At 71.5% G+C, this 17,592-nt stretch carries 19 protein-coding genes; 9 read left to right on the top strand and 10 right to left on the bottom strand.

Annotated elements, in window-relative coordinates; translation table 11 throughout:
• Positions 1 to 75: 75 nt before the first annotated feature.
• Both OG867_RS09530 and OG867_RS09525 read left to right on the top strand, forming a co-directional pair.
• Positions 76 to 552 carry a sec-independent translocase gene (locus OG867_RS09530; RefSeq protein ID WP_406284266.1) on the top strand — a complete coding sequence of 159 codons (477 nt, stop codon included), beginning with the start codon at positions 76 to 78 and terminating at the stop codon, positions 550 to 552.
• A 116-nt stretch (positions 553 to 668) separates the two neighbouring features.
• Positions 669 to 1,325: a hypothetical protein gene (locus OG867_RS09525; protein WP_328902176.1), complete on the top strand. Its 657-nt coding sequence runs from the start codon at positions 669 to 671 to the stop codon at positions 1,323 to 1,325.
• A gap of 64 nt (positions 1,326 to 1,389) precedes the next feature.
• Here OG867_RS09525 and OG867_RS09520 read toward each other — a convergent pair whose 3' ends face one another.
• The 3 genes from OG867_RS09520 to OG867_RS09510 all read right to left on the bottom strand — a co-directional run bounded on the left by OG867_RS09520 (position 1,390) and on the right by OG867_RS09510 (position 4,439).
• Positions 1,390 to 2,523: an Mrp/NBP35 family ATP-binding protein gene (locus OG867_RS09520; RefSeq protein ID WP_328902177.1), complete on the bottom strand. Its 1,134-nt coding sequence runs from the start codon at positions 2,521 to 2,523 to the stop codon at positions 1,390 to 1,392.
• A gap of 97 nt (positions 2,524 to 2,620) precedes the next feature.
• Positions 2,621 to 3,175, bottom strand: coding sequence for a DUF1003 domain-containing protein (locus OG867_RS09515; RefSeq protein ID WP_406284264.1), 555 nt, complete (start codon positions 3,173 to 3,175; stop codon positions 2,621 to 2,623).
• Positions 3,165 to 4,439 carry a magnesium transporter MgtE N-terminal domain-containing protein gene (locus OG867_RS09510; protein ID WP_406284262.1) on the bottom strand — a complete coding sequence of 425 codons (1,275 nt, stop codon included), beginning with the start codon at positions 4,437 to 4,439 and terminating at the stop codon, positions 3,165 to 3,167. The genes OG867_RS09515 and OG867_RS09510 overlap by 11 nt, the downstream gene beginning before the upstream one ends.
• A 205-nt stretch (positions 4,440 to 4,644) precedes the next feature.
• On the opposite strand from OG867_RS09510, the gene OG867_RS09505 reads away from it, so the two are divergent.
• The gene (locus OG867_RS09505; protein ID WP_406284260.1) at positions 4,645 to 5,415 is read left to right on the top strand and encodes a hypothetical protein; all 771 of its coding nucleotides are present in this window, start codon (positions 4,645 to 4,647) and stop codon (positions 5,413 to 5,415) included.
• A 5-nt stretch (positions 5,416 to 5,420) separates the two neighbouring features.
• Here the strand turns inward: OG867_RS09505 and OG867_RS09500 are convergent, their stop codons facing one another.
• Positions 5,421 to 5,936 (bottom strand): hypothetical protein, encoded by a 516-nt coding sequence (locus tag OG867_RS09500; protein ID WP_328902181.1) that lies wholly within the window; start codon positions 5,934 to 5,936, stop codon positions 5,421 to 5,423.
• Between the two features lie 36 nt (positions 5,937 to 5,972).
• On the bottom strand, positions 5,973 to 7,094 hold the full coding sequence (locus tag OG867_RS09495; RefSeq protein WP_328902182.1) for a magnesium and cobalt transport protein CorA: 1,122 nt from the start codon (positions 7,092 to 7,094) through the stop codon (positions 5,973 to 5,975).
• Between the two features lie 404 nt (positions 7,095 to 7,498).
• Here OG867_RS09495 and OG867_RS09490 point away from each other — a divergent pair, with 404 nt between their 5' ends.
• Positions 7,499 to 8,083, top strand: a complete 585-nt coding sequence (locus OG867_RS09490; protein WP_406284258.1) for a suppressor of fused domain protein — start codon at positions 7,499 to 7,501, stop codon at positions 8,081 to 8,083.
• 5 nt (positions 8,084 to 8,088) lie between these two features.
• Here OG867_RS09490 and OG867_RS09485 read toward each other — a convergent pair whose 3' ends face one another.
• Positions 8,089 to 9,336, bottom strand: a complete 1,248-nt coding sequence (locus OG867_RS09485; protein ID WP_406284256.1) for an MFS transporter — start codon at positions 9,334 to 9,336, stop codon at positions 8,089 to 8,091.
• 205 nt (positions 9,337 to 9,541) lie between these two features.
• Between OG867_RS09485 and OG867_RS09480 the strand changes: the two genes are divergently transcribed.
• From OG867_RS09480 to OG867_RS09470, 3 genes are all read left to right on the top strand, one after another.
• Positions 9,542 to 10,186, top strand: a complete 645-nt coding sequence (locus tag OG867_RS09480; protein ID WP_328902185.1) for a DUF6758 family protein — start codon at positions 9,542 to 9,544, stop codon at positions 10,184 to 10,186.
• Positions 10,187 to 10,262: 76 nt separating this feature from the next.
• The gene (locus tag OG867_RS09475) at positions 10,263 to 11,129 is read left to right on the top strand and encodes a PHP domain-containing protein (RefSeq protein ID WP_328902186.1); all 867 of its coding nucleotides are present in this window, start codon (positions 10,263 to 10,265) and stop codon (positions 11,127 to 11,129) included.
• A gap of 134 nt (positions 11,130 to 11,263) precedes the next feature.
• Positions 11,264 to 11,869: a MarC family protein gene (locus OG867_RS09470; RefSeq protein WP_328902187.1), complete on the top strand. Its 606-nt coding sequence runs from the start codon at positions 11,264 to 11,266 to the stop codon at positions 11,867 to 11,869.
• Positions 11,870 to 11,960: 91 nt separating this feature from the next.
• On the opposite strand, the gene OG867_RS09465 is transcribed toward OG867_RS09470, so the two are convergent.
• Positions 11,961 to 12,113, bottom strand: a complete 153-nt coding sequence (locus OG867_RS09465; protein ID WP_405938703.1) for a hypothetical protein — start codon at positions 12,111 to 12,113, stop codon at positions 11,961 to 11,963.
• A 209-nt stretch (positions 12,114 to 12,322) separates the two neighbouring features.
• Between OG867_RS09465 and OG867_RS09460 the strand changes: the two genes are divergently transcribed.
• Complete coding sequence (locus OG867_RS09460) at positions 12,323 to 13,210, top strand: NYN domain-containing protein (protein ID WP_328902189.1); 888 nt, start codon at positions 12,323 to 12,325, stop codon at positions 13,208 to 13,210.
• 22 nt (positions 13,211 to 13,232) lie between these two features.
• On the opposite strand, the gene OG867_RS09455 is transcribed toward OG867_RS09460, so the two are convergent.
• Positions 13,233 to 14,078 (bottom strand): alpha/beta fold hydrolase, encoded by an 846-nt coding sequence (locus OG867_RS09455; RefSeq protein WP_406284253.1) that lies wholly within the window; start codon positions 14,076 to 14,078, stop codon positions 13,233 to 13,235.
• Positions 14,079 to 14,171: 93 nt separating this feature from the next.
• On the bottom strand, positions 14,172 to 16,091 hold the full coding sequence (locus OG867_RS09450) for a DEAD/DEAH box helicase (protein WP_406290858.1): 1,920 nt from the start codon (positions 16,089 to 16,091) through the stop codon (positions 14,172 to 14,174).
• A gap of 470 nt (positions 16,092 to 16,561) precedes the next feature.
• On the opposite strand from OG867_RS09450, the gene OG867_RS09445 reads away from it, so the two are divergent.
• Positions 16,562 to 17,296 carry a ferritin-like fold-containing protein gene (locus OG867_RS09445; RefSeq protein ID WP_406284251.1) on the top strand — a complete coding sequence of 245 codons (735 nt, stop codon included), beginning with the start codon at positions 16,562 to 16,564 and terminating at the stop codon, positions 17,294 to 17,296.
• 12 nt (positions 17,297 to 17,308) lie between these two features.
• Here OG867_RS09445 and OG867_RS09440 read toward each other — a convergent pair whose 3' ends face one another.
• On the bottom strand, positions 17,309 to 17,578 hold the full coding sequence (locus tag OG867_RS09440) for a hypothetical protein (protein ID WP_406284249.1): 270 nt from the start codon (positions 17,576 to 17,578) through the stop codon (positions 17,309 to 17,311).
• Positions 17,579 to 17,592: the final 14 nt, after the last annotated feature.

Below are 17,592 nucleotides of genomic sequence, written 5' to 3'. Positions count from 1 at the left end.
ACAGATTCGCCGGGTACCGTGTTCGATGTCCGGACCTCATCCGAGCTGGTCGCGGAGAAGACGAGGAGCCGCAAGGTGTTCAACGACATAGGTTCACTTGAGCTGCTGACGCTCGCGATTCTCGGCGTGCTCGTCTTCGGTCCGGAGAAGCTGCCCAAGGTCATCCAGGACGCCTCCCGCTTCATCCGCAAGATCCGTGAGTTCTCGGAGAGCGCCAAGGAGGACATCCGCACGGAGCTGGGCCCGGAGTTCAAGGACTTCGAGTTCGAGGACCTCAACCCCAAGACGTTCGTCCGCAAGCAGCTCATGGACGGCAATGACGACCTGGGGCTGAAGGAGATCCGCGAGAGCTTCGACCTGCGCAAGGAGATCACCGACGTCACCGACGTGGTGAACGGGCGCGGCACCGCGTCCGTCGAGGCGAAGACCGGCGTGTCGGGCGGTGCCTCGGTCACGGCCGCGAACGGCTCGAAGGGCGCTCCGGACCTGCTCAAGAAGGGCGAGCAGCCGCCGAAGGACACCCCACCGCCGTTCGACGCGGACGCCACCTGAGGGCTGCCAATCCCAGGTCGTCCCGACGGTATGGCTATTCTCCATCTGTCCGGTTGTGAGACGCCCGCGGGGGGCGGGCCGCTCCGGACCCACGGATCGAGGAGGCGGCCGGGCTGATGGAGACGACGAGTCGGGTGGGCGCACAGGACGCGCCGGAGACGGTGGAGGCGGTCCCGGCGGCCCGGCTCATGGTGGTCGACGGCTATCTGAAGGCCCCGTTCCCCTGGTACGCGCTGGACGAGGCGTTCACCGGTCCGCGCCGGCTGCTGCCGCTGGGCACCGCCGCCGACGGCGAGGTGCAGCACGGCTCCATCGGGCACGGCGACGAGCCGTTGGTCCGGGCCGACGCGGGCACCGACAAGCAGCGGTTCGCGGTCGTGGTGACGGTCGCCAGCAGCCCCGTACGGCGCAGTGGTGACGGCACCGGGGTCCTGGAGGCGACCACGGTGTCCTCGGCGGCCTGGCTGGCCGGTTCCGGGCTGCTGTCCTGCACCTGGCCGCCGCAGCTCGACCACACCCTGCGCGACGACTGGCTGGACCAGCAGACGGAGACCGCGTTCGAGCTCGCCGATGATCTGGAGGGCCCCGCCTGGTCGGCGCTGTCCCTGCCGGTCGACGGCGTCCCGGTCCCGTTCCACTACCGCGAGTCCGAGTTCGGCTGGGTGCTCGCCGGCTCCGCGCCCGGCGGGGTGCACATCGGCGCCTACGGGCGCGGGATGAGCGCGTACGGGCTGGGCTTCTCGGTGGTCAAGGACATCCAGGCGTACGCGTAACGCATACGACAACGGGGAAGGCCGGGACTTTCGGGTCCCGGCCTTCCCCGTGTCCGTACGCGGGTCAGAACTTGTTGCGCGGGGTGATGCCCAGCGACATGCCGGACAGGCCGCGCTGACGGCCGCTCAGCTTGCCGGCGATGGTGCGCAGCGCCTTGCCGGCGGGGGAGTCGGGGTCGGACAGCACGACGGGCTTGCCCTCGTCGCCGCCCTCGCGCAGCCGTACGTCGATCGGGATCGCGCCCAGCACCGGCACCTCGGCGCCGACCGTCTTCGTCAGCCCCTCGGCGACCTTCGCACCGCCGCCCGAGCCGAAGACGTCGACCATCTCGTCGCAGTGCGGGCACGGCATGCCGGACATGTTCTCCACGACGCCGACGATCTTCTGGTGGGTCTGCACGGCGATCGAACCGGCCCGCTCGGCCACCTCCGCGGCGGCCTGCTGCGGGGTCGTGACGACCAGGATCTCCGCGTTCGGCACGAGCTGCGCGACCGAGATCGCGATGTCACCGGTGCCCGGCGGCAGGTCGAGCAGCAGGACGTCCAGGTCGCCCCAGAAGACGTCGGCCAGGAACTGCTGGAGCGCGCGGTGCAGCATCGGGCCGCGCCAGACCACCGGGGCGTTGCCCGGGGTGAACATGCCGATGGAGATGACCTTCACGCCGTGCGAGGACGGCGGCATGATCATGTTCTCGACCTGGGTCGGACGGCCGTCCACGCCGAGCATCCGGGGCACGCTGTGACCGTAGATGTCCGCGTCCACGACACCGACCTTGAGCCCGTCCGCGGCCATCGCCGCGGCCAGGTTCACCGTCACCGAGGACTTGCCGACGCCGCCCTTGCCGGAGGCGACCGCGTACACCCGGGTCAGCGAGCCGGGCTTCGCGAACGGCACCTCGCGCTCCGCCGTGCCGCCGCGCAGCGACGTCGCGAGGTCCTTGCGCTGCTCGTCGCTCATCACGTCGAGGGTGACGTCGACCCGCGACACGCCCTCGACGAGGGCCACCGCGTCGGTCACGTTCCGGGTGATCGTCTCGCGCATCGGACAGCCGGAGACGGTGAGGTACACCGTGACAGCGACCACACCGTCAGGATCGATGTCGACCGATTTCACCATGCCCAGCTCGGTGATCGGGCGGTGGATCTCGGGGTCGTTCACTGTCGCCAGTGCCTCAAGCACCGCGTCTTCCGTAGCCATACATCGATAGTACGGGTGCGCGCAGCGCTTCCTGCAAGGGTGGTGGTGGGCGACGGGAGGGCGGTACGGCGCCGTACCTTACGCGCGGGTAGCCCCGTCAGCGGTCTTCGTCACTCTCGGCCGACAGCAGGGCCCGGCGGTCGTCCAGGTCCTTCACCAGGTCCTCCAGCTCGGACCGGATCCAGTCCCGGGTGGCGACCTCGCCGAGGCCCATCCGCAGCGCCGCGATCTCCCTGGTCAGGTACTCGGTGTCGGCGATGGAGCGCTCGTTCTGCTTGCGGTCCTGCTCGTGCGTGACCCGGTCCCGGTCGTCCTGCCTGTTCTGCGCGAGCAGGATCAGCGGAGCCGCGTACGACGCCTGGAGCGACAGCATCAGGGTCAGGAAGATGAACGGGTACTGGTCGAACTTCAGGTGCTCGGGCGCGAAGATGTTCCACGCCACCCACACGATGATGATCAGCGTCATCCAGACGATGAACCGGCCCGTGCCCAGGAAGCGCGCGATGCGCTCCGAGAACCGGCCGAACGCCTCGGGGTCGTACTCCGGGAGCAGCCGCCGGCGCGGCGCCTTCGGCTGGTCGAGGCGGTTCCTCGGGGTACGGGTCAGCGCCGTCGAGCCGTTCGACGCGCGGGCGCGGTCGTCACCGGTCACGGAGCACCCCCTCGCGGCCGAGGAAGTCCGTCTCCCGCCAGTCCTCCGGCAGCAGGTGGTCCAGCACGTCGTCCACGGTCACCGCGCCCAGCAGCGAACCGCTCTCGTCCACCACCGGCACCGACACCAGGTTGTACGCCGCCAGATAGCTGGTCACCACCGGCAGCGGGGTGTCCGGCGTCAGCGGCACCAGATCGCTGTCCACCAGCGAGCTGACCAGGGTGAACGGCGGGTCCCGCAGCAGCCGCTGGAAGTGCACGGTGCCCAGGTACTTGCCCGTCGGCGTCTCGTCCGGCGACCGGCACACGTACACCTGCGCGGCGAGAGCCGGGGACAGGTCCGCCTGGCGTACGCGGGCGAGCGCGTCGGCCACCGTGGCGTCCGGGCGCAGGATGACCGGCTCCGTCGTCATGAGGCCGCCCGCGGTGCGCTCCTCGTACGACATCAGCCGCCGTACGTCGGCCGCGTCGCCCGGGCGCATCAGCGTCAGCAGCCGTTCCTTGTCCTCCTCGGGCAGCTCGGAGAGCAGGTCGGCCGCGTCGTCCGGGTCCATCGCCTCCAGGACGTCCGCCGCGCGCTCCTCCTGGAGCTTGCCGATGATCTCCACCTGGTCGTCCTCGGGCAGCTCCTCCAGGACGTCGGCGAGCCGGTCGTCGTCCAGCGCCGCCGCGACCTCCGCCCGGCGCTTCGGGGTCAGGTGGTGCAGCGCGTTCGCGACGTCGGCGGGGCGCAGCTTCTCGAAGGTGGCCACCAGGGACTCGGCGCCCTGCCCGTGCTCCTCCAGCGAGAAACCCTTCACCGCCGACCACTCGACGGTCAGCGTCTCGCCCTTGCGGCGCAGCGCCCCGCCCCGGCCCTTGCGGACGAAGTACTTGTCGATCTCCCAGTCCCGGCGGGCGGGCAGCTGCTGGATGGCCACGTCCAGGACGGTGACCTCCTCGTCCGTCTCCACCAGACGCACCCGGCGGTCGAGGAACTCGCCGAGCACCAGGCGTTCGGTTGGCCGCTGCTCGAAGCGCCGCATGTTGACCACGCCCGTGGTGATCACCTGCCCCGACTCCACGCCCGTCACCCGGGTCATCGGCAGGAAGATCCGCCGCCGGCTCACCACCTCGACCACCATGCCGAGCAGCCGGGGCGGACGGCCGCCGACGCGCAGCATCGCGACCAGGTCGCGGACGCGCCCCACCTGGTCGCCGTTGGGGTCGAAGACCGGCACACCGGACAGGTGCGAGACGAACACCCGGGGCGTCACCGGTGTCATCCCGCACCTCCTCATTCGCCTCCGGACGGCCCCCGGCCGCCCGCTTCCGACAGTTATCGCGCTGTGATGACGTGATCAGGCTAGCCCGTGCGCACGCGGACCGCCCCGGCTGGCCGTCCGTACGGCTCCGGGTCCGATGGCGTAGGCCACCCGGGTACGCTGCCGTCTGCCACCCCCCACCATGGATACGAGAGGCAGTGCGCCTGTGACCTCTTCCGCCCCGGCCGTACGGGCCCGCCGCCGGAACGCATCCCTCGCCGTCGCGCTCTGCGCGGGGCTGACCGCGGCGCTGACCGCCTGCGGGAGCGAGGATCCGGACGAGGGGACCAACGGCGTCGGCAAGCTCTCCGCGCCGGAGATCGAGAAGAAGGCGCAGACCGCGACGGACTCCGCCGACGCGGTGCGGCTCGCCGGGACGCTGGTCAGCAAGGGCGGCACGTACAAGATCGACATGCGGCTCAAGGACCAGGGCGGCGCGGGCTCCGTCACCTCGAGGAGCAGCACCTTCACGCTGCTGCGGATCGGTGACGAGCTCTACCTCAAGGCCGACGCCGGCTTCTGGAGCCACGACGAGGAGGGCAAGGCGGACACCGGCAAGGACGGCACGGCGGCGGCCGGCAAGCTGGAGGGCAAGTACGTCAAGGTCCCCGAGGGCGACCCCACGTACAAGCAGCTGAGCGGCTTCACCGACAAGAAGGTGCTGCTCGACGGGATGCTCACGCTGCACGGCGAGCTCACCAAGGGCGACCGCGACAAGGTCGCCGGGGTGCGCACGGTGCGGATCATGGGCGGCGCGGGCGCGGGCGGCGCGCTCGACGTGTCGCTGGAGGGCAAGCCGTATCCGCTGCGCTTCGCCCGGGGCGGCGGCGGGGGTGTGATCACGCTCGCCGACTGGGGCAAGGACTTCTCGCTGAAGGCCCCGCCGAAGGACGAGACCGTCGACTACGGCAAGCAGCTCCCGAAGACGTCGTCGTAGCGCCGCTACTTGCGCAGTGAGCGCTTCAGCAGGCGCGGCAGGCCCGCCGGGACCGGCAGCCGGGTCGTCGCCGTCGTCGGCAGCGGCGCCGCCGCCCCGGAGGTCTCGGGCAGCTCGGTGCGTGCGTCGAGGGGCGTGAGCCGGACGACCCGGCACTCGCGCGCCCAGCGGTCCGTCATCCGCTCCGCGTCCGGCGCGTTCAGCCGCTTGCCCTTCAGCTCGGCGACGGCGGCCTCCCACTCCTCGGAGTGCGGGGCGAGCACGGTGACCGAGGCGGACCAGGCGACGAGGCGGCCGCCCTTGTCCTTGCTGCGGACGGTCACCTCGGCGGTGGCGCCCTCGGTGAGCCCGGCCGGGAGCGGCTGCTCGCCGGGGCCGTCGCCGACGAGGAGGGCGGCCCCCTCGTGCCATACGTGCCACAGGGCCCGCGCCGCGCCGGTGGAGCGCACCCAGACGAGGCCCGACTTCTTCGTGGCCTCCTCGACGAGGGCGGGCCCGAGCAGCGTGTCAGCAGCAGTCATGGGCAGAGCTTAGAACGTCGGCGTACGGGGAAGGGCTCAGAGCCATCCGTTGCGCTTGAGCATGCGGTGGATGGAGAAGCAGACCACGCCGATGAAGCCCAGCACCATCGGATAGCCGTACGTCCAGCGCAGCTCCGGCATGTGGTCGAAGTTCATGCCGTAGACCCCGCAGATCATCGTCGGCACGGCGATGATGGCCGCCCAGGACGTGATCTTGCGCATGTCCTCGTTCTGCGCGACGGTCGCCTGCGCCAGGTTGGCCTGGAGGATGGAGTTCAGCAGCTCGTCGAAGCCGATGACCTCTTCCTGGACCCGCACCAGGTGGTCGGCGACGTCCCGGAAGTACTTCTGGATGTCGGGGTCGATCAGCCGCATGGGCCGTTCGCTCAGCAGCTGCATCGGGCGCAGCAGCGGGGAGACGGCCCGCTTGAACTCCAGTACCTCGCGCTTGAGCTGGTAGATCCGTCCGGCGTCCGAGCCGCGTGCGCTTCCCTTGTCCGGGGTGGAGAAAACCTCGATCTCCACCTCGTCGATGTCGTCCTGCACGGCGCCCGCCACCGCGATGTAGCCGTCGACCACATGGTCGGCGATGGAGTGCAGCACGGCGGAGGGGCCCTTGGCGAGCAGCTCGGGGTCGTCCTCCAGGCGGTGGCGCAGCGCGCGCAGCGAGCCGTGGCCGCCGTGCCGGACGGTGATGACGAAGTCCCGGCCGGTGAAGCACATCACCTCGCCGGTCTCCACGACCTCGCTGGTCGCGGTCAGTTCGGCGTGCTCGACGTAGTGGATGGTCTTGAAGACGGTGAACAGCGTGTCGTCGTAGCGCTCCAGCTTCGGGCGCTGGTGGGCGTGGACCGCGTCCTCCACGGCCAGCGGGTGCAGCCCGAACTCCCGGGCGATGCCCGCGAATTCCGCCTCGGTCGGCTCGTGCAGCCCGATCCAGGCGAAGCCGCCCTTCTCCCGGACCCGGAGCATCGCCTCGCGGGCGGTGCGGCAGGTGCCGTCCGTCTCGGCGAGCCGGCGGCCGTCCCGGTAGACCGCGCAGTCGACCACCGCGCTGGACGCGGAGGGGTCGCGGGTGGCGTCGTAGCTGTTGTGCAGGGGTGCGCTCTTGCGCAGGGAGGGGCGCACGACGGCGCGCAGGTCACGGATCATCGACATGGCTGGCTCCTTCACGGAGGGCCGTCGTCGGGGGGCGTGGAACAGCCCGGAATGGGGACGTGGACTCACATCCGCAAAGCGGGCGGCACCGCGGCGGCACGATGACGGCGTTCGCTACAGACAGGCAAAAAGATGTGTTCTTCCGTCATGCGACATGCCAGGGCCCGACCGGGTGTCAGATCACACGGAGGGGCGTCCGGTGGAAGAGCGGTTGGTACTGCACGATCGACTCGGATCCACCGCAACCCCACCTCCTCCTGCCGGTCCCCCGTGGGGGATGACGTAGCGCCGGGACTTGAGAGCGACGCTTCAGCGTGCTGTCCCGGGCCGACACCCCAGGCTAGCAGCCGGTAGAGGGCCAATCCCTTACTTTGCCCGTTCCATACGCGACCTATGCTCGCGGCATGGCAGAAATTCTTGCTCTGGTCGAGGCGCGTCTGCGGACGGCCCTGGGTGAACCGGACGCACGTGCGGCAGTGACGTTTCTCGGGACGGACCGGATCGAGGTGCTCCGGTTCATCGACGGCGACATCGTGCGGTACGCCACGCTCGGCATGTCCGGCCAGCCGATGTCCGACCCGACGGCGGTCGTGGCCGACCCGCTGAAGGGCCCGCGCGCCGAACTGGTCCTGTCGGTACGGGGCGGCCTGGCCGACACCGACCAGGTGCTGCGCAAGCTCGCGGTGCTCGCCGCCGCGCCCCAGGTGGAGGGCCTGGTCGTGGCGCCCGGCGCCTCGCTGGACGTCGGCGAACCGCTGTGGCCGGGCGCGCCGTTCACCTCGGTGCTCGTCGCGGAGAGCGGGGGGCTGGTCGAGGATCTGGAGCTGGGCGGGCCGCTTGAGCCGGTGCGCTTTCTGCCGTTGCTGCCGATGACGCAGAACGAGGCCGCCTGGAAACGGGTCCGGGGTGCGCAGGAGCTCCAGGAGAAATGGCTGTCGCAGGGGACCGACCTGCGCGATCCCCTGCGGCGTTCCGTCACCCTGGACTGACGGCGTCAGTTGGCGAAGGCTGTGACCCCGTCCTCCGTGGCGTGCTTCGGCTCCAGCTCCTCCGCCTCGTGGGTCAGCGCGGAGCGCCGTACCCAGACCACGATCGCACCGAGCACCGAGGCGACGGCGGCGACCACGAACGGGATGTGGATGTTGCTCCACTCCTCGATCTTCGGGGCCAGGTAGGGCGCCGCGGCGGCGGCGAACCAGCGGACGAAGTTGTAGCCCGCGCTGGCCACCGGGCGCGGCGCGTCCGAGACCCCCAGCGCCAGCTCCGTGTACACGGTGTTGTTCATGCCGATCATGGCGCCGGACACGATGGTGCAGACGACGGCCGTGGTATGGCTTCCGTAACCGAGGACCACCAGGTCGGCGGCGAGCAGCACCAGTGAGGCGCCGAGCACCTTGAGCGAGCCGAACCGCTGCTGGAGCCGGGGCGCGACGAGCACCGAGAAGACCGCGAGCAGCAGGCCCCAGGCGAAGAAGACGGCACCGGACTTGTACGGCGACATGTTCAGCACGAACGGGGTGAACGCCAGGATCGTGAAGAACGCGTAGTTGTAGAAGAACGCGGACGCCGCGACGGAGGCGAGCCCGCCGTGGCCGAGCGCCTTGACCGGGTCGAGCAGCGAGGTCTTGCGGGCGGGCCTCGGCTGCTCCTTCAGGAACGCCGTGATGCAGACGAAGCCGATCGCCATCAGCGCGGCCGTCCCGAAGAACGGGTAGCGCCAGCTGGCGTCCCCGAGCAGGGCGCCGAGCAGCGGCCCGCACGCCATGCCGAGGCCGAGCGCCGACTCGTACAGCAGGATCGCCGCCGAGCTGCCACCGGCCGCCGCGCCGACGATCACCGCGAGCGCGGTCGAGACGAACAGCGCGTTGCCCAGGCCCCAGCCGGCCCGGAAGCCGACCAGCTCGCCGACGGACGACGAGGTGCCGGAGAGCGCCGCGAAGACCACCACGAGTGCCAGCCCCGCCAGCAGCGTCTTGCGGCCGCCGATGCGGCTGGAGACGAAGCCGGTCACGAGCATCGCGACGGCGGTGATCAGGAAGTACGAGGTGAAGAGCAGCGACACCTGGCTCGGCGTCGCCTCCAGGCCCTTGGCGATGGACGGCAGGATCGGGTCCACCAGGCCGATGCCCATGAACGCGACGACGGATGCGCCCGCCGTGGCCCAGACGGCCTTCGGCTGGCGCAGGATGCTGACCGGCTCCTGGTTGAACGGATCCTCTCCCGGTACTGCCTCTGACGGCATGGGCCTCTTCCTCTCCACTGGCTCCACTGGATCGATGCGTTATGCACAGAATAAGTTAGAGAAGCTAATGAATGCAAGTTACATCTAAATTCTCCGATGGCCGCCCGGTGGCCGGACGGCGCGCGGGGTAGAGGGGTCTGGGTGCGCGGCGCGCGAGGGTGATCGTCCTTGACGCGGCGAGGGCCGGAGAGGACCGTGGGACGGTATGAGGGGCGAACCAAGTTGCCCGAAGTGCGGAGGCCGGGTCAGGGCGCCCGGGCTCTTCGCCGACACCTGGCAGTGCGACGACCACGGCGGCGTGCACCCGCTCCAGCCGGTCGTCCCGCCGAGTGTCGAGGCGCTCGGCGTCGTGGTGCACCGCGCTCAGGTCCCCGTGTGGATGCCCTGGCCGCTCCCCGTCGGCTGGCTGTTCACCGGCGTCGCCTGCGCCGGGGACGACCGCACCGGCGGACGCGCCACCGCCGTCGCCTGCTCAGGACCCGGACCGCTCGGCGGCATGGGTGAGCTGCTGCTCGTCGCCGAGGAGCTGGGCGTCGGGCTCGGCGCGCGGTACGCGGGCATCGACGGCCCGGACCCCGGGCCCTTGCTGCGCGTGGACGGCCCCCCGGACTCCAAGGTGCTCGCCGCCGGACGCCCCACCCCCCTCTGGCACGTCAGGCACGCCCCCGCCGACCGCGCCGTCTTCGCGGGCGAGGCGCGCGGACTGTGGCTGTGGGCCATCGTGTGGCCCGAGCAGTCCGGGCTGCTCATGTACGACGAGCTGGTGCTCACCGATCTGCGCGACGCCGGGGGAGAGGTGGACCTGGTGCCCTGCGGCGCCCTCACCCCCCGCCTGCTGACGGGCCGCTGACGACGGCCGGACCAAGCGCGCGCGCCGGTTATCCTGGGGTGTCCCCCGTCCGGCCGCGAGCACTGGAGTACGCGTCGTGCGCATCGATCTGCACACCCACTCCACCGCTTCGGACGGCACGGACACCCCCGCCGAGCTGGTGCGCAACGCCGCCGCCGCGGGCCTCGACGTCATCGCCCTCACCGACCACGACACCGTGCGCGGCCACGCCGAGGCCGTCGCCGCGCTCCCCGAAGGGCTCGCCCTCGTCACGGGCGCCGAGCTGTCCTGCCGCCTCGACGGCGTGGGCCTGCACATGCTGGCGTACCTCTTCGACCCGGACGAGCCCGCGTTCGCCCGCGAGCGCGAGCTGGTCCGCGACGACCGGGTGCCGCGCGCCCAGGCCATGGTCCGCAAGCTCCAGGGGCTGGGCGTCCCCGTCACCTGGGAGCAGGTCGCCCGGATCGCCGGAGACGGCTCGGTCGGCCGGCCGCACGTCGCCACCGCCCTCGTGGAGCTGGGCGTCGTCCCGACGGTGTCCGACGCCTTCGCACCCGCCTGGCTCGGCGACGGCGGGCGCGCGTACGCGGGGAAGCACGAGCTGGACCCCTTCGACGCGATCCGGCTGGTCAAGGCCGCGGGCGGCGTCACCGTCTTCGCCCACCCGGCCGCCGTCAAGCGGGGGCGTACGGTGCCCGAGGCGCGGATCGCCGAGCTGGCCGCCGCGGGGCTCGACGGCATCGAGGTCGACCACATGGACCACGACGAGCCCACCAGGACCCGGCTGCGCGCACTCGCCCGCGAGTCCGGGCTGCTGACGACCGGCTCCAGCGACTACCACGGCAGCCGCAAGACCGTGGAGCTCGGCACGTACACCACCGACCCCGAGATCTACGGCGAGATCACCCGGCGCGCCACGGGGGCCTTCCCGGTGCCGGGCGCCGGCGGACCCGTCCCCGCGTAACGGCACCAGGGCCCCGCCCGCTCGTTCCTCCTTGCACCCCGCCGCCGTCCGGCATGTCCGGGCGGCGGTGCGGTGCGCCTTTCTTCCCCGCGGTCACCCGCCGCACACCCGCTCACTCCCCACAAGGCTCACCCGTGTTCGACGTCGCTGTCTTCGGATCCCTTTTTCTCACCCTTTTTGTGATTATGGATCCGCCCGGAATCACCCCGATCTTCCTCGCCCTCACCGCCGGCCGCCCCGCCAAGGTGCAGCGCCGGATGGCCCTCCAGGCCGTCGCCGTCGCCTTCGGCGTCATCGCCGTCTTCGGCGTGCTCGGCCAGCAGATCCTGGACTACCTGCACGTCTCCGTACCGGCGCTGATGATCGCCGGCGGGCTGCTCCTGCTGCTCATCGCGCTCGACCTGCTGACCGGCAAGACCGACGAGCCGACGCAGACCAAGGACGTCAACGTCGCCCTCGTACCGCTCGGCATGCCGCTGCTCGCAGGGCCCGGCGCGATCGTCTCGGTGATCCTCGCCGTGCAGCACGCCGACAGCGTGGCGAGCCAGGTCTCCGTCTGGACGGCGATCCTCGCCATGCACGTCGTGCTCTGGCTGACCATGCGCTACTCGCTGCTGATCATCCGCGTCATCAAGGACGGCGGCGTCGTGCTCGTCACCAGGCTGGCCGGCATGATGCTGTCCGCCATCGCCGTGCAGCAGATCATCAACGGCGTCACCCAGGTCATCCAGGGCAGTTGACCCGGATCCGGACGCAACAGCGCCCCCGCACGATCGTTCCGTGCGGGGGCGCTTCGTCTTCGTTACGACGGCAACTCACATCGGCAAGGTGTTACGAAGCCGGACTTTCGGCCGGGCGGATATAGATGCGCTGGCCCGTAGCCGCGGCCTGCTGCACGATCCGCTTGACGGAGGCGGCGTCCACGACGGTGCTGTCCACGGCGGTACCGTCGACATCGTCGAGTCGCGTGATCTCGAAGCGCATAGGGCTTCCCTTCGTCTGATCCTCCTGCTGGAGAACTACTGGGAGGACGGTGTCCCGTCCGCAAGGATGAGGAGCGCCAGGCATGCCTGTCGTGCGCCCCACGGTGGGTACAACGGCTTGCCTCCTGCAATCATTCCCTACGCTAAGGAAATTTTTCGGATGTCTAAGTACCGGCTGGTAATCACGTGTGCGGGCGCGACGGGACGCGCATGAACAACGTGGAGATCGGCGAGCGGCTGGACCGCACCAACGCCCTGCTCGAACGCGTGCTCGCCGAGGTCTCGAAGACCCCCTCGACCCACGCGATCTTCGTGGACGCGGGCTATGTGTACGCCGCCGCCGGGCTGCTCGTCACCGGCACCGAGGACCGGCGCTCCTTCGACCTCGACGCCGAGGGGCTGATCGAGGCGTTCATCGACAAGGCCCGCACCATCTTCGCGGACAGCAGGCTGCTGCGCGTGTACTGGTACGACGGGGCCCGGCGCCGCATCCACACCACCGAGCAGCAGACCATCGCCGAACTCCCCGACGTCAAGGTCAGGCTCGGCAACCTCAACGCCAACAACCAGCAGAAGGGCGTCGACTCCCTCATCCGCACCGACCTGGAATCGCTCGCCCGCCACCGGGCCATCAGCGACGCCGCGCTCGTCGGCGGCGACGAGGACCTCGTCTCGGCCGTCGAGGCCGCGCAGGGCTACGGCGCCCGCGTCCACCTCTGGGGCATCGAGGCGGGCGAGGGACGCAACCAGGCGGAGCCGCTGCTCTGGGAGGTGGACAGTCAGCGCACCTTCGACCTGGACTTCTGCCGCCCCTACGTGACCAGACGCCCCGTCACCACCTACGAGGAGGACGCCCCCGTGCCCTCCCGCGACGACGTCCACTTCGTCGGCGCCCAGATCGCGGCGGCCTGGCTCGCCGCGCGCGGCCGGGAATCCCTGGTCGACCTGCTGCCCGGCCACCCCTTCCTGCCGGGTTCGGTCGACCAGGACCTGCTGCACGAGGCAGAACGCCTCCTCCAGCGCTCCCTGCGCGGCCACCCCCCGCTGCGCCGGGCGCTGCGTGACGGCTTCTGGCAGCACCTCCAGTCGCAGTACTGAGACCGGCCGGTACGGGGACGGGCTACAGGCTGCCCCAGAAGGAGGCGAGCGCGGCGGCGGTCGCCTCCGGCCGGCCCGTGTTGGGGGAGTGCTCGGCGCCCTCGATCCGGGTCCGGCGCGCCCCGAGGCGTACCGCCATCCCGTCCAGCACCGGCACCGGCCAGACGTCGTCCACCTCGCCGGAGATGACATGGACCGGCAGTCCGGTCGCGTCGAGCTCGGCCACCCGGTCCGGCTCGGTGGCCAGCTGACGGCCCGTCGCGATCAACTGGGCCGGACGGTGGAGCAGCCAGCGCCGCCGCAGGTCCTCGCCACCGGTCTCCGCCTCGGCCGGCGGGTCGAAGGCGCGCATCGCGGCCCAGACGTCGTCCATGGTCATGGTGGCCAGCGCGTCACCGAGGATCTTCAGCTTGACCTGCTGCGCCTCGACCACCTCGGCGGGCCCCGAGGACATCAGGGTCAGCGAGCGGAAAGGCGCCGCGTCCCGCAGGACCGCGGCCCGGCAGAGCTGTCCGCCGAGCGAGTGCCCCAGCAGGTGCACCCCGCCCTCGCCGGCGCCGAGCGCGGCCGTCTGCGCGAGCACGTCACGGGCCAGCTCCTCCTGCGCGTACTCCTGGGGGTCGTCCGTCCCCGGGCTCTCGAACTGCCCGCGCCCGTCGACGGCGACGGCCCGGTAGCCCGCCTCGGCGAGCGGTTCGAGCAGCGCGATGAAGTCCTCCTTGCTGCCGGTGTACCCGGGCACCAGCAGGGCGGTGCCGCGCGGGATCCCGGCGGGGGCCGCGTCCAGCACGGCGAAGTCCCCGCGCGCGGTGGGCAGCGCACGGGCGCGGGCGCAGGAGGGTGGGATGAAGGTGGGTGGCCTGCTCATGGAACGAGGTTAATTCGTTCCGCGCGACCGCGAACGACGGGCGGCCCCGGGGAAGGATCCCCGGGGCCGCCCGTCAGGTGCTGCGCGGTCCGCTCAGCCCTCGGCCTTCGCGGCGGCGCGCGGTGCCCGGCGCCGGCGCGGCTTGGCCTCGGCGGTCGCGGTGTCCGCCACGGCCTCCGTCTTCGGCTTGGACGCCGTACGCGTACGACGACGGACCGGCTCGGGCTCCGAGATCGGCGCGATCTGGAAGTCGACCTCGTCCTCGACGGGCTTGATCACCCGGCGACGGCGCGGCCGGGTGACGGCGGGCGCCTCCGGCTCGGCCACCGGCGCGGCCTGGACCACGGCCTCCTCGGTCACCGGCTTGGCCGCGCGGGCCCGGCGACGACGCGGCTTGGCCTCGTCCTCGGCGGGCGCGGTCTCCGCGACGACCTCGGCGGCCACGGCCTCCGTCTTCGGCTTGGCGCTCCGGGTCCGGGCGCGCTTCTTCGGCGCGGCCTCGGCCTCCGGCTCGGCCACCACGGCTGCGGGGGCCTCGGTCACAGGGGCCTCGGCCACGGCGACCGCGGCCTGGGCGGCGACGGCCTCCGCCGCGACGGCCTCCGCCGCGATGGCACGGGTGCGCCGGCGGCGGCGCGGGGTGCGCGGGGCGTCGGCCGCCGCTTCCGCATCGGCCTCGGCGGCCGGCGCGGGCACGGTCGCGGCGCCCTCGTCGAGCGACGTGCCACCGCGGGTGCGGCGGCGCTGACGCGGGGTGCGCGGGGCCCGCTCCTCGCGGGGGGCCGGCGCCGCGGCCGCGGCGGACTTGCGGCCGCGGCCGCCCGTCTCGCCCAGGTCCTCGATCTCCTCGGCCCGCAGACCGGCGCGGGTGCGCTCGGTACGCGGCAGGACACCCTTGGTGCCGGCCGGGATGTCCAGCTCCTCGTACAGGTGAGGGGAGGTGGAGTACGTCTCCGGCGGGTCCGGGAACTTCAGGTCCAGGGCCTTGTTGATCAGCTGCCAGCGCGGGATGTCGTCCCAGTCGACCAGCGTGATCGCGATGCCCTTGGCGCCCGCGCGGCCGGTGCGGCCGATGCGGTGCAGATAGGTCTTCTCGTCCTCGGGGGACTGGTAGTTGATGACGTGCGTCACGCCCTCGACGTCGATACCGCGGGCGGCGACATCGGTGCAGACCAGTACGTCGACCTTGCCGTTGCGGAAGGCGCGCAGGGCCTGCTCACGGGCGCCCTGGCCGAGGTCGCCGTGGACCGCGCCGGAGGCGAAACCGCGCTTCTCCAGCTGCTCGGCGATGTCGGCCGCGGTGCGCTTGGTGCGGCAGAAGATCATCGCGAGTCCGCGGCCGTTGGCCTGAAGGATGCGCGAGACCATCTCGGGCTTGTCCATCGAGTGGGCACGGTAGACGTGCTGCACCGTGTTCTTGACGGTCGTGCCCTCGTCGTCGGGCGACGTGGCGTTGATGTGGGTGGGCTGCGACATGTAGCGGCGCGCGAGGCTGATGACCGCGCCCGGCATGGTCGCCGAGAACAGCATCGTCTGGCGCTTCGCCGGCAGCATCGTGATGATGCGCTCGACGTCGGGCAGGAAGCCCAGGTCCAGCATCTCGTCGGCCTCGTCGAGGACGAGCGCGCGGACCTGGGAGAGGTCCAGCTTGCGCTGGCCCGCCAGGTCGAGCAGCCGGCCGGGGGTGCCGACGATCACGTCGACGCCCTTCTTCAGGGCCTCGACCTGGGGCTCGTAGGCCCGGCCGCCGTAGATCGCGAGGACCCGCACGTTGCGCACCTTGCCGGCGGTGAGCAGGTCGTTGGTGACCTGCTGGCACAGCTCGCGGGTGGGCACGACGATGAGTGCCTGCGGGGAGTCGGTCAGCTCCTCCGGCTTCGCGCGGCCCGCCTCGACGTCGGCGAGGACGGTGACGCGCTCAAGGAGCGGAAGGCCGAAGCCGAGCGTCTTACCGGTGCCGGTCTTGGCCTGGCCGATGACGTCGGAGCCGGAGAGGGCGACCGGGAGCGTCAGCTCCTGGATGGGAAAGGGGGACGTGATGCCGACGGCCTCAAGGGCCTCGGCCGTCTCGGAAAGAATCCCGAGGTCTCGGAACGTAGTCAGGGTGCTGCCTCTTCTGTGAGACGCGGTCCGAGGCGAACGAAGGGGGTCGTACCGTGCCGGGGTTGGTCATCCGGCTGATGTGCCGGGTGGCGCGGGACCACTGCCGTCGCTCGAGCGCTCGTGCCGCTGAGGGGGCCCCTCATCTGCGGTCGTACGTGTGCACACACCGCGTGGAGGGCTGTCGGGTCGGAGCCGATCGGGCCACCGACCGGGCATCCTCATTCAATTTCGCGCCACGAGCGGATGCAAAGTGCTCAGTAAGCGCAATACCACTGTACCCCGGATCCGCGCATCTGTGTGGGGCGAATTCGTCGGAACGGTGTGACGTCGGTCGTCGGGCGGGCCCTTCCGCCGCTGCCCGGGCGGCTATTCTGCGCTGCATGGAGACGCCTGACAACGCCAATGAAGCCCCCGCGACGACCCGAATCGCCGACCAGGACTGGGCCACCGCGTCCGCGCAGCCGCAGTACCGGGCCGCCGTCGTGGATCTGCTGGGCGCCCTCGCCTACGGGGAGCTCGCGGCTTTCGAGCGGCTGGCCGAGGACGCCAAGCTGGCGCCGACGCTGGCCGACAAGGCGGAGCTGGCGAAGATGGCGTCCGCCGAATTCCACCACTTCGAGCAGTTGACCGACCGGCTGACCGACATCGAGGTCGAGCCGACCGCCGCCATGGAGCCCTTCGCCCGGGCGCTGGACGACTTCCACCGCCAGACCGCCCCGTCGGACTGGCTGGAGGGCCTGGTCAAGGCGTACGTCGGCGACTCGATCGCCAGCGACTTCTACCGGGAGGTCGCGGCCCGCCTGGACTCCGACACCCGCTCGCTCGTCCTGGCCGTGCTGGACGACACGGGCCACGGCAACTTCGCCGTCGAGAAGGTGCGCGCCGCGATCGAGGCGGACCCGAGGGTCGGCGGCCGGCTGGCGCTGTGGGCGCGGCGGCTGATGGGCGAGGCGCTGTCGCAGGCGCAGCGCGTGGTCGCGGACCGCGACGCGCTGTCGACCATGCTGGTCGGCGGGGTCGCCGACGGCTTCGACCTGGCGGAGGTGGGCCGGATGTTCTCCCGGATCACCGAGGCGCACACCAAGCGCATGGCCGCCCTGGGCCTGGCCGCGTAACAGGCCGGGAGGTCAGGCGGCGGCCGACCGGCGCAGCCGGCGGCTGCGGGGCCGGATCAGCAGGGACACCGTCACGGCGGCGATCGGTACGGCGCCCACCACGACGGCCGCCGCATGGCCCGGGCCGAGCACCGAGTGCATCAGGGACGCGCCGAACAGGCCGCCGAGTGCCCCCGTGCCGAACACGGTCCGGCGGGCCGGGAGCCGGCCGGGGAGCGAGCGCAGTGCCGCCCAGGAGAGGGCCACTCCGAGCACGACGGCGCTCACGGTTTCCAGGATCACGGACGATCACCTCG

Source organism: Streptomyces sp. NBC_00209 (assembly GCF_045206345.1).
Classification (GTDB): Bacteria; Actinomycetota; Actinomycetes; order Streptomycetales; family Streptomycetaceae; genus Streptomyces.
This window is presented reverse-complemented; position numbering and strand designations above follow the sequence as displayed.

Bases quoted from the DNA above. Each gene is read 5' to 3' on its own strand.
- OG867_RS09525 (WP_328902176.1), top strand. From the start codon at position 669: ATGGAGACGACGAGTCGGGTGGGCGCACAGGACGCGCCGGAGACGGTG.
- OG867_RS09520 (WP_328902177.1), bottom strand. From the start codon at position 2,523: ATGGCTACGGAAGACGCGGTGCTTGAGGCACTGGCGACAGTGAACGAC.
- OG867_RS09510 (WP_406284262.1), bottom strand. From the start codon at position 4,439: ATGACACCGGTGACGCCCCGGGTGTTCGTCTCGCACCTGTCCGGTGTG.
- OG867_RS09500 (WP_328902181.1), bottom strand. From the start codon at position 5,936: ATGACTGCTGCTGACACGCTGCTCGGGCCCGCCCTCGTCGAGGAGGCC.
- OG867_RS09495 (WP_328902182.1), bottom strand. From the start codon at position 7,094: ATGTCGATGATCCGTGACCTGCGCGCCGTCGTGCGCCCCTCCCTGCGC.
- OG867_RS09490 (WP_406284258.1), top strand. From the start codon at position 7,499: ATGGCAGAAATTCTTGCTCTGGTCGAGGCGCGTCTGCGGACGGCCCTG.
- OG867_RS09485 (WP_406284256.1), bottom strand. From the start codon at position 9,336: ATGCCGTCAGAGGCAGTACCGGGAGAGGATCCGTTCAACCAGGAGCCG.
- OG867_RS09480 (WP_328902185.1), top strand. From the start codon at position 9,542: ATGAGGGGCGAACCAAGTTGCCCGAAGTGCGGAGGCCGGGTCAGGGCG.
- OG867_RS09465 (WP_405938703.1), bottom strand. From the start codon at position 12,113: ATGCGCTTCGAGATCACGCGACTCGACGATGTCGACGGTACCGCCGTG.
- OG867_RS09460 (WP_328902189.1), top strand. From the start codon at position 12,323: ATGAACAACGTGGAGATCGGCGAGCGGCTGGACCGCACCAACGCCCTG.
- OG867_RS09455 (WP_406284253.1), bottom strand. From the start codon at position 14,078: ATGAGCAGGCCACCCACCTTCATCCCACCCTCCTGCGCCCGCGCCCGT.
- OG867_RS09445 (WP_406284251.1), top strand. From the start codon at position 16,562: ATGGAGACGCCTGACAACGCCAATGAAGCCCCCGCGACGACCCGAATC.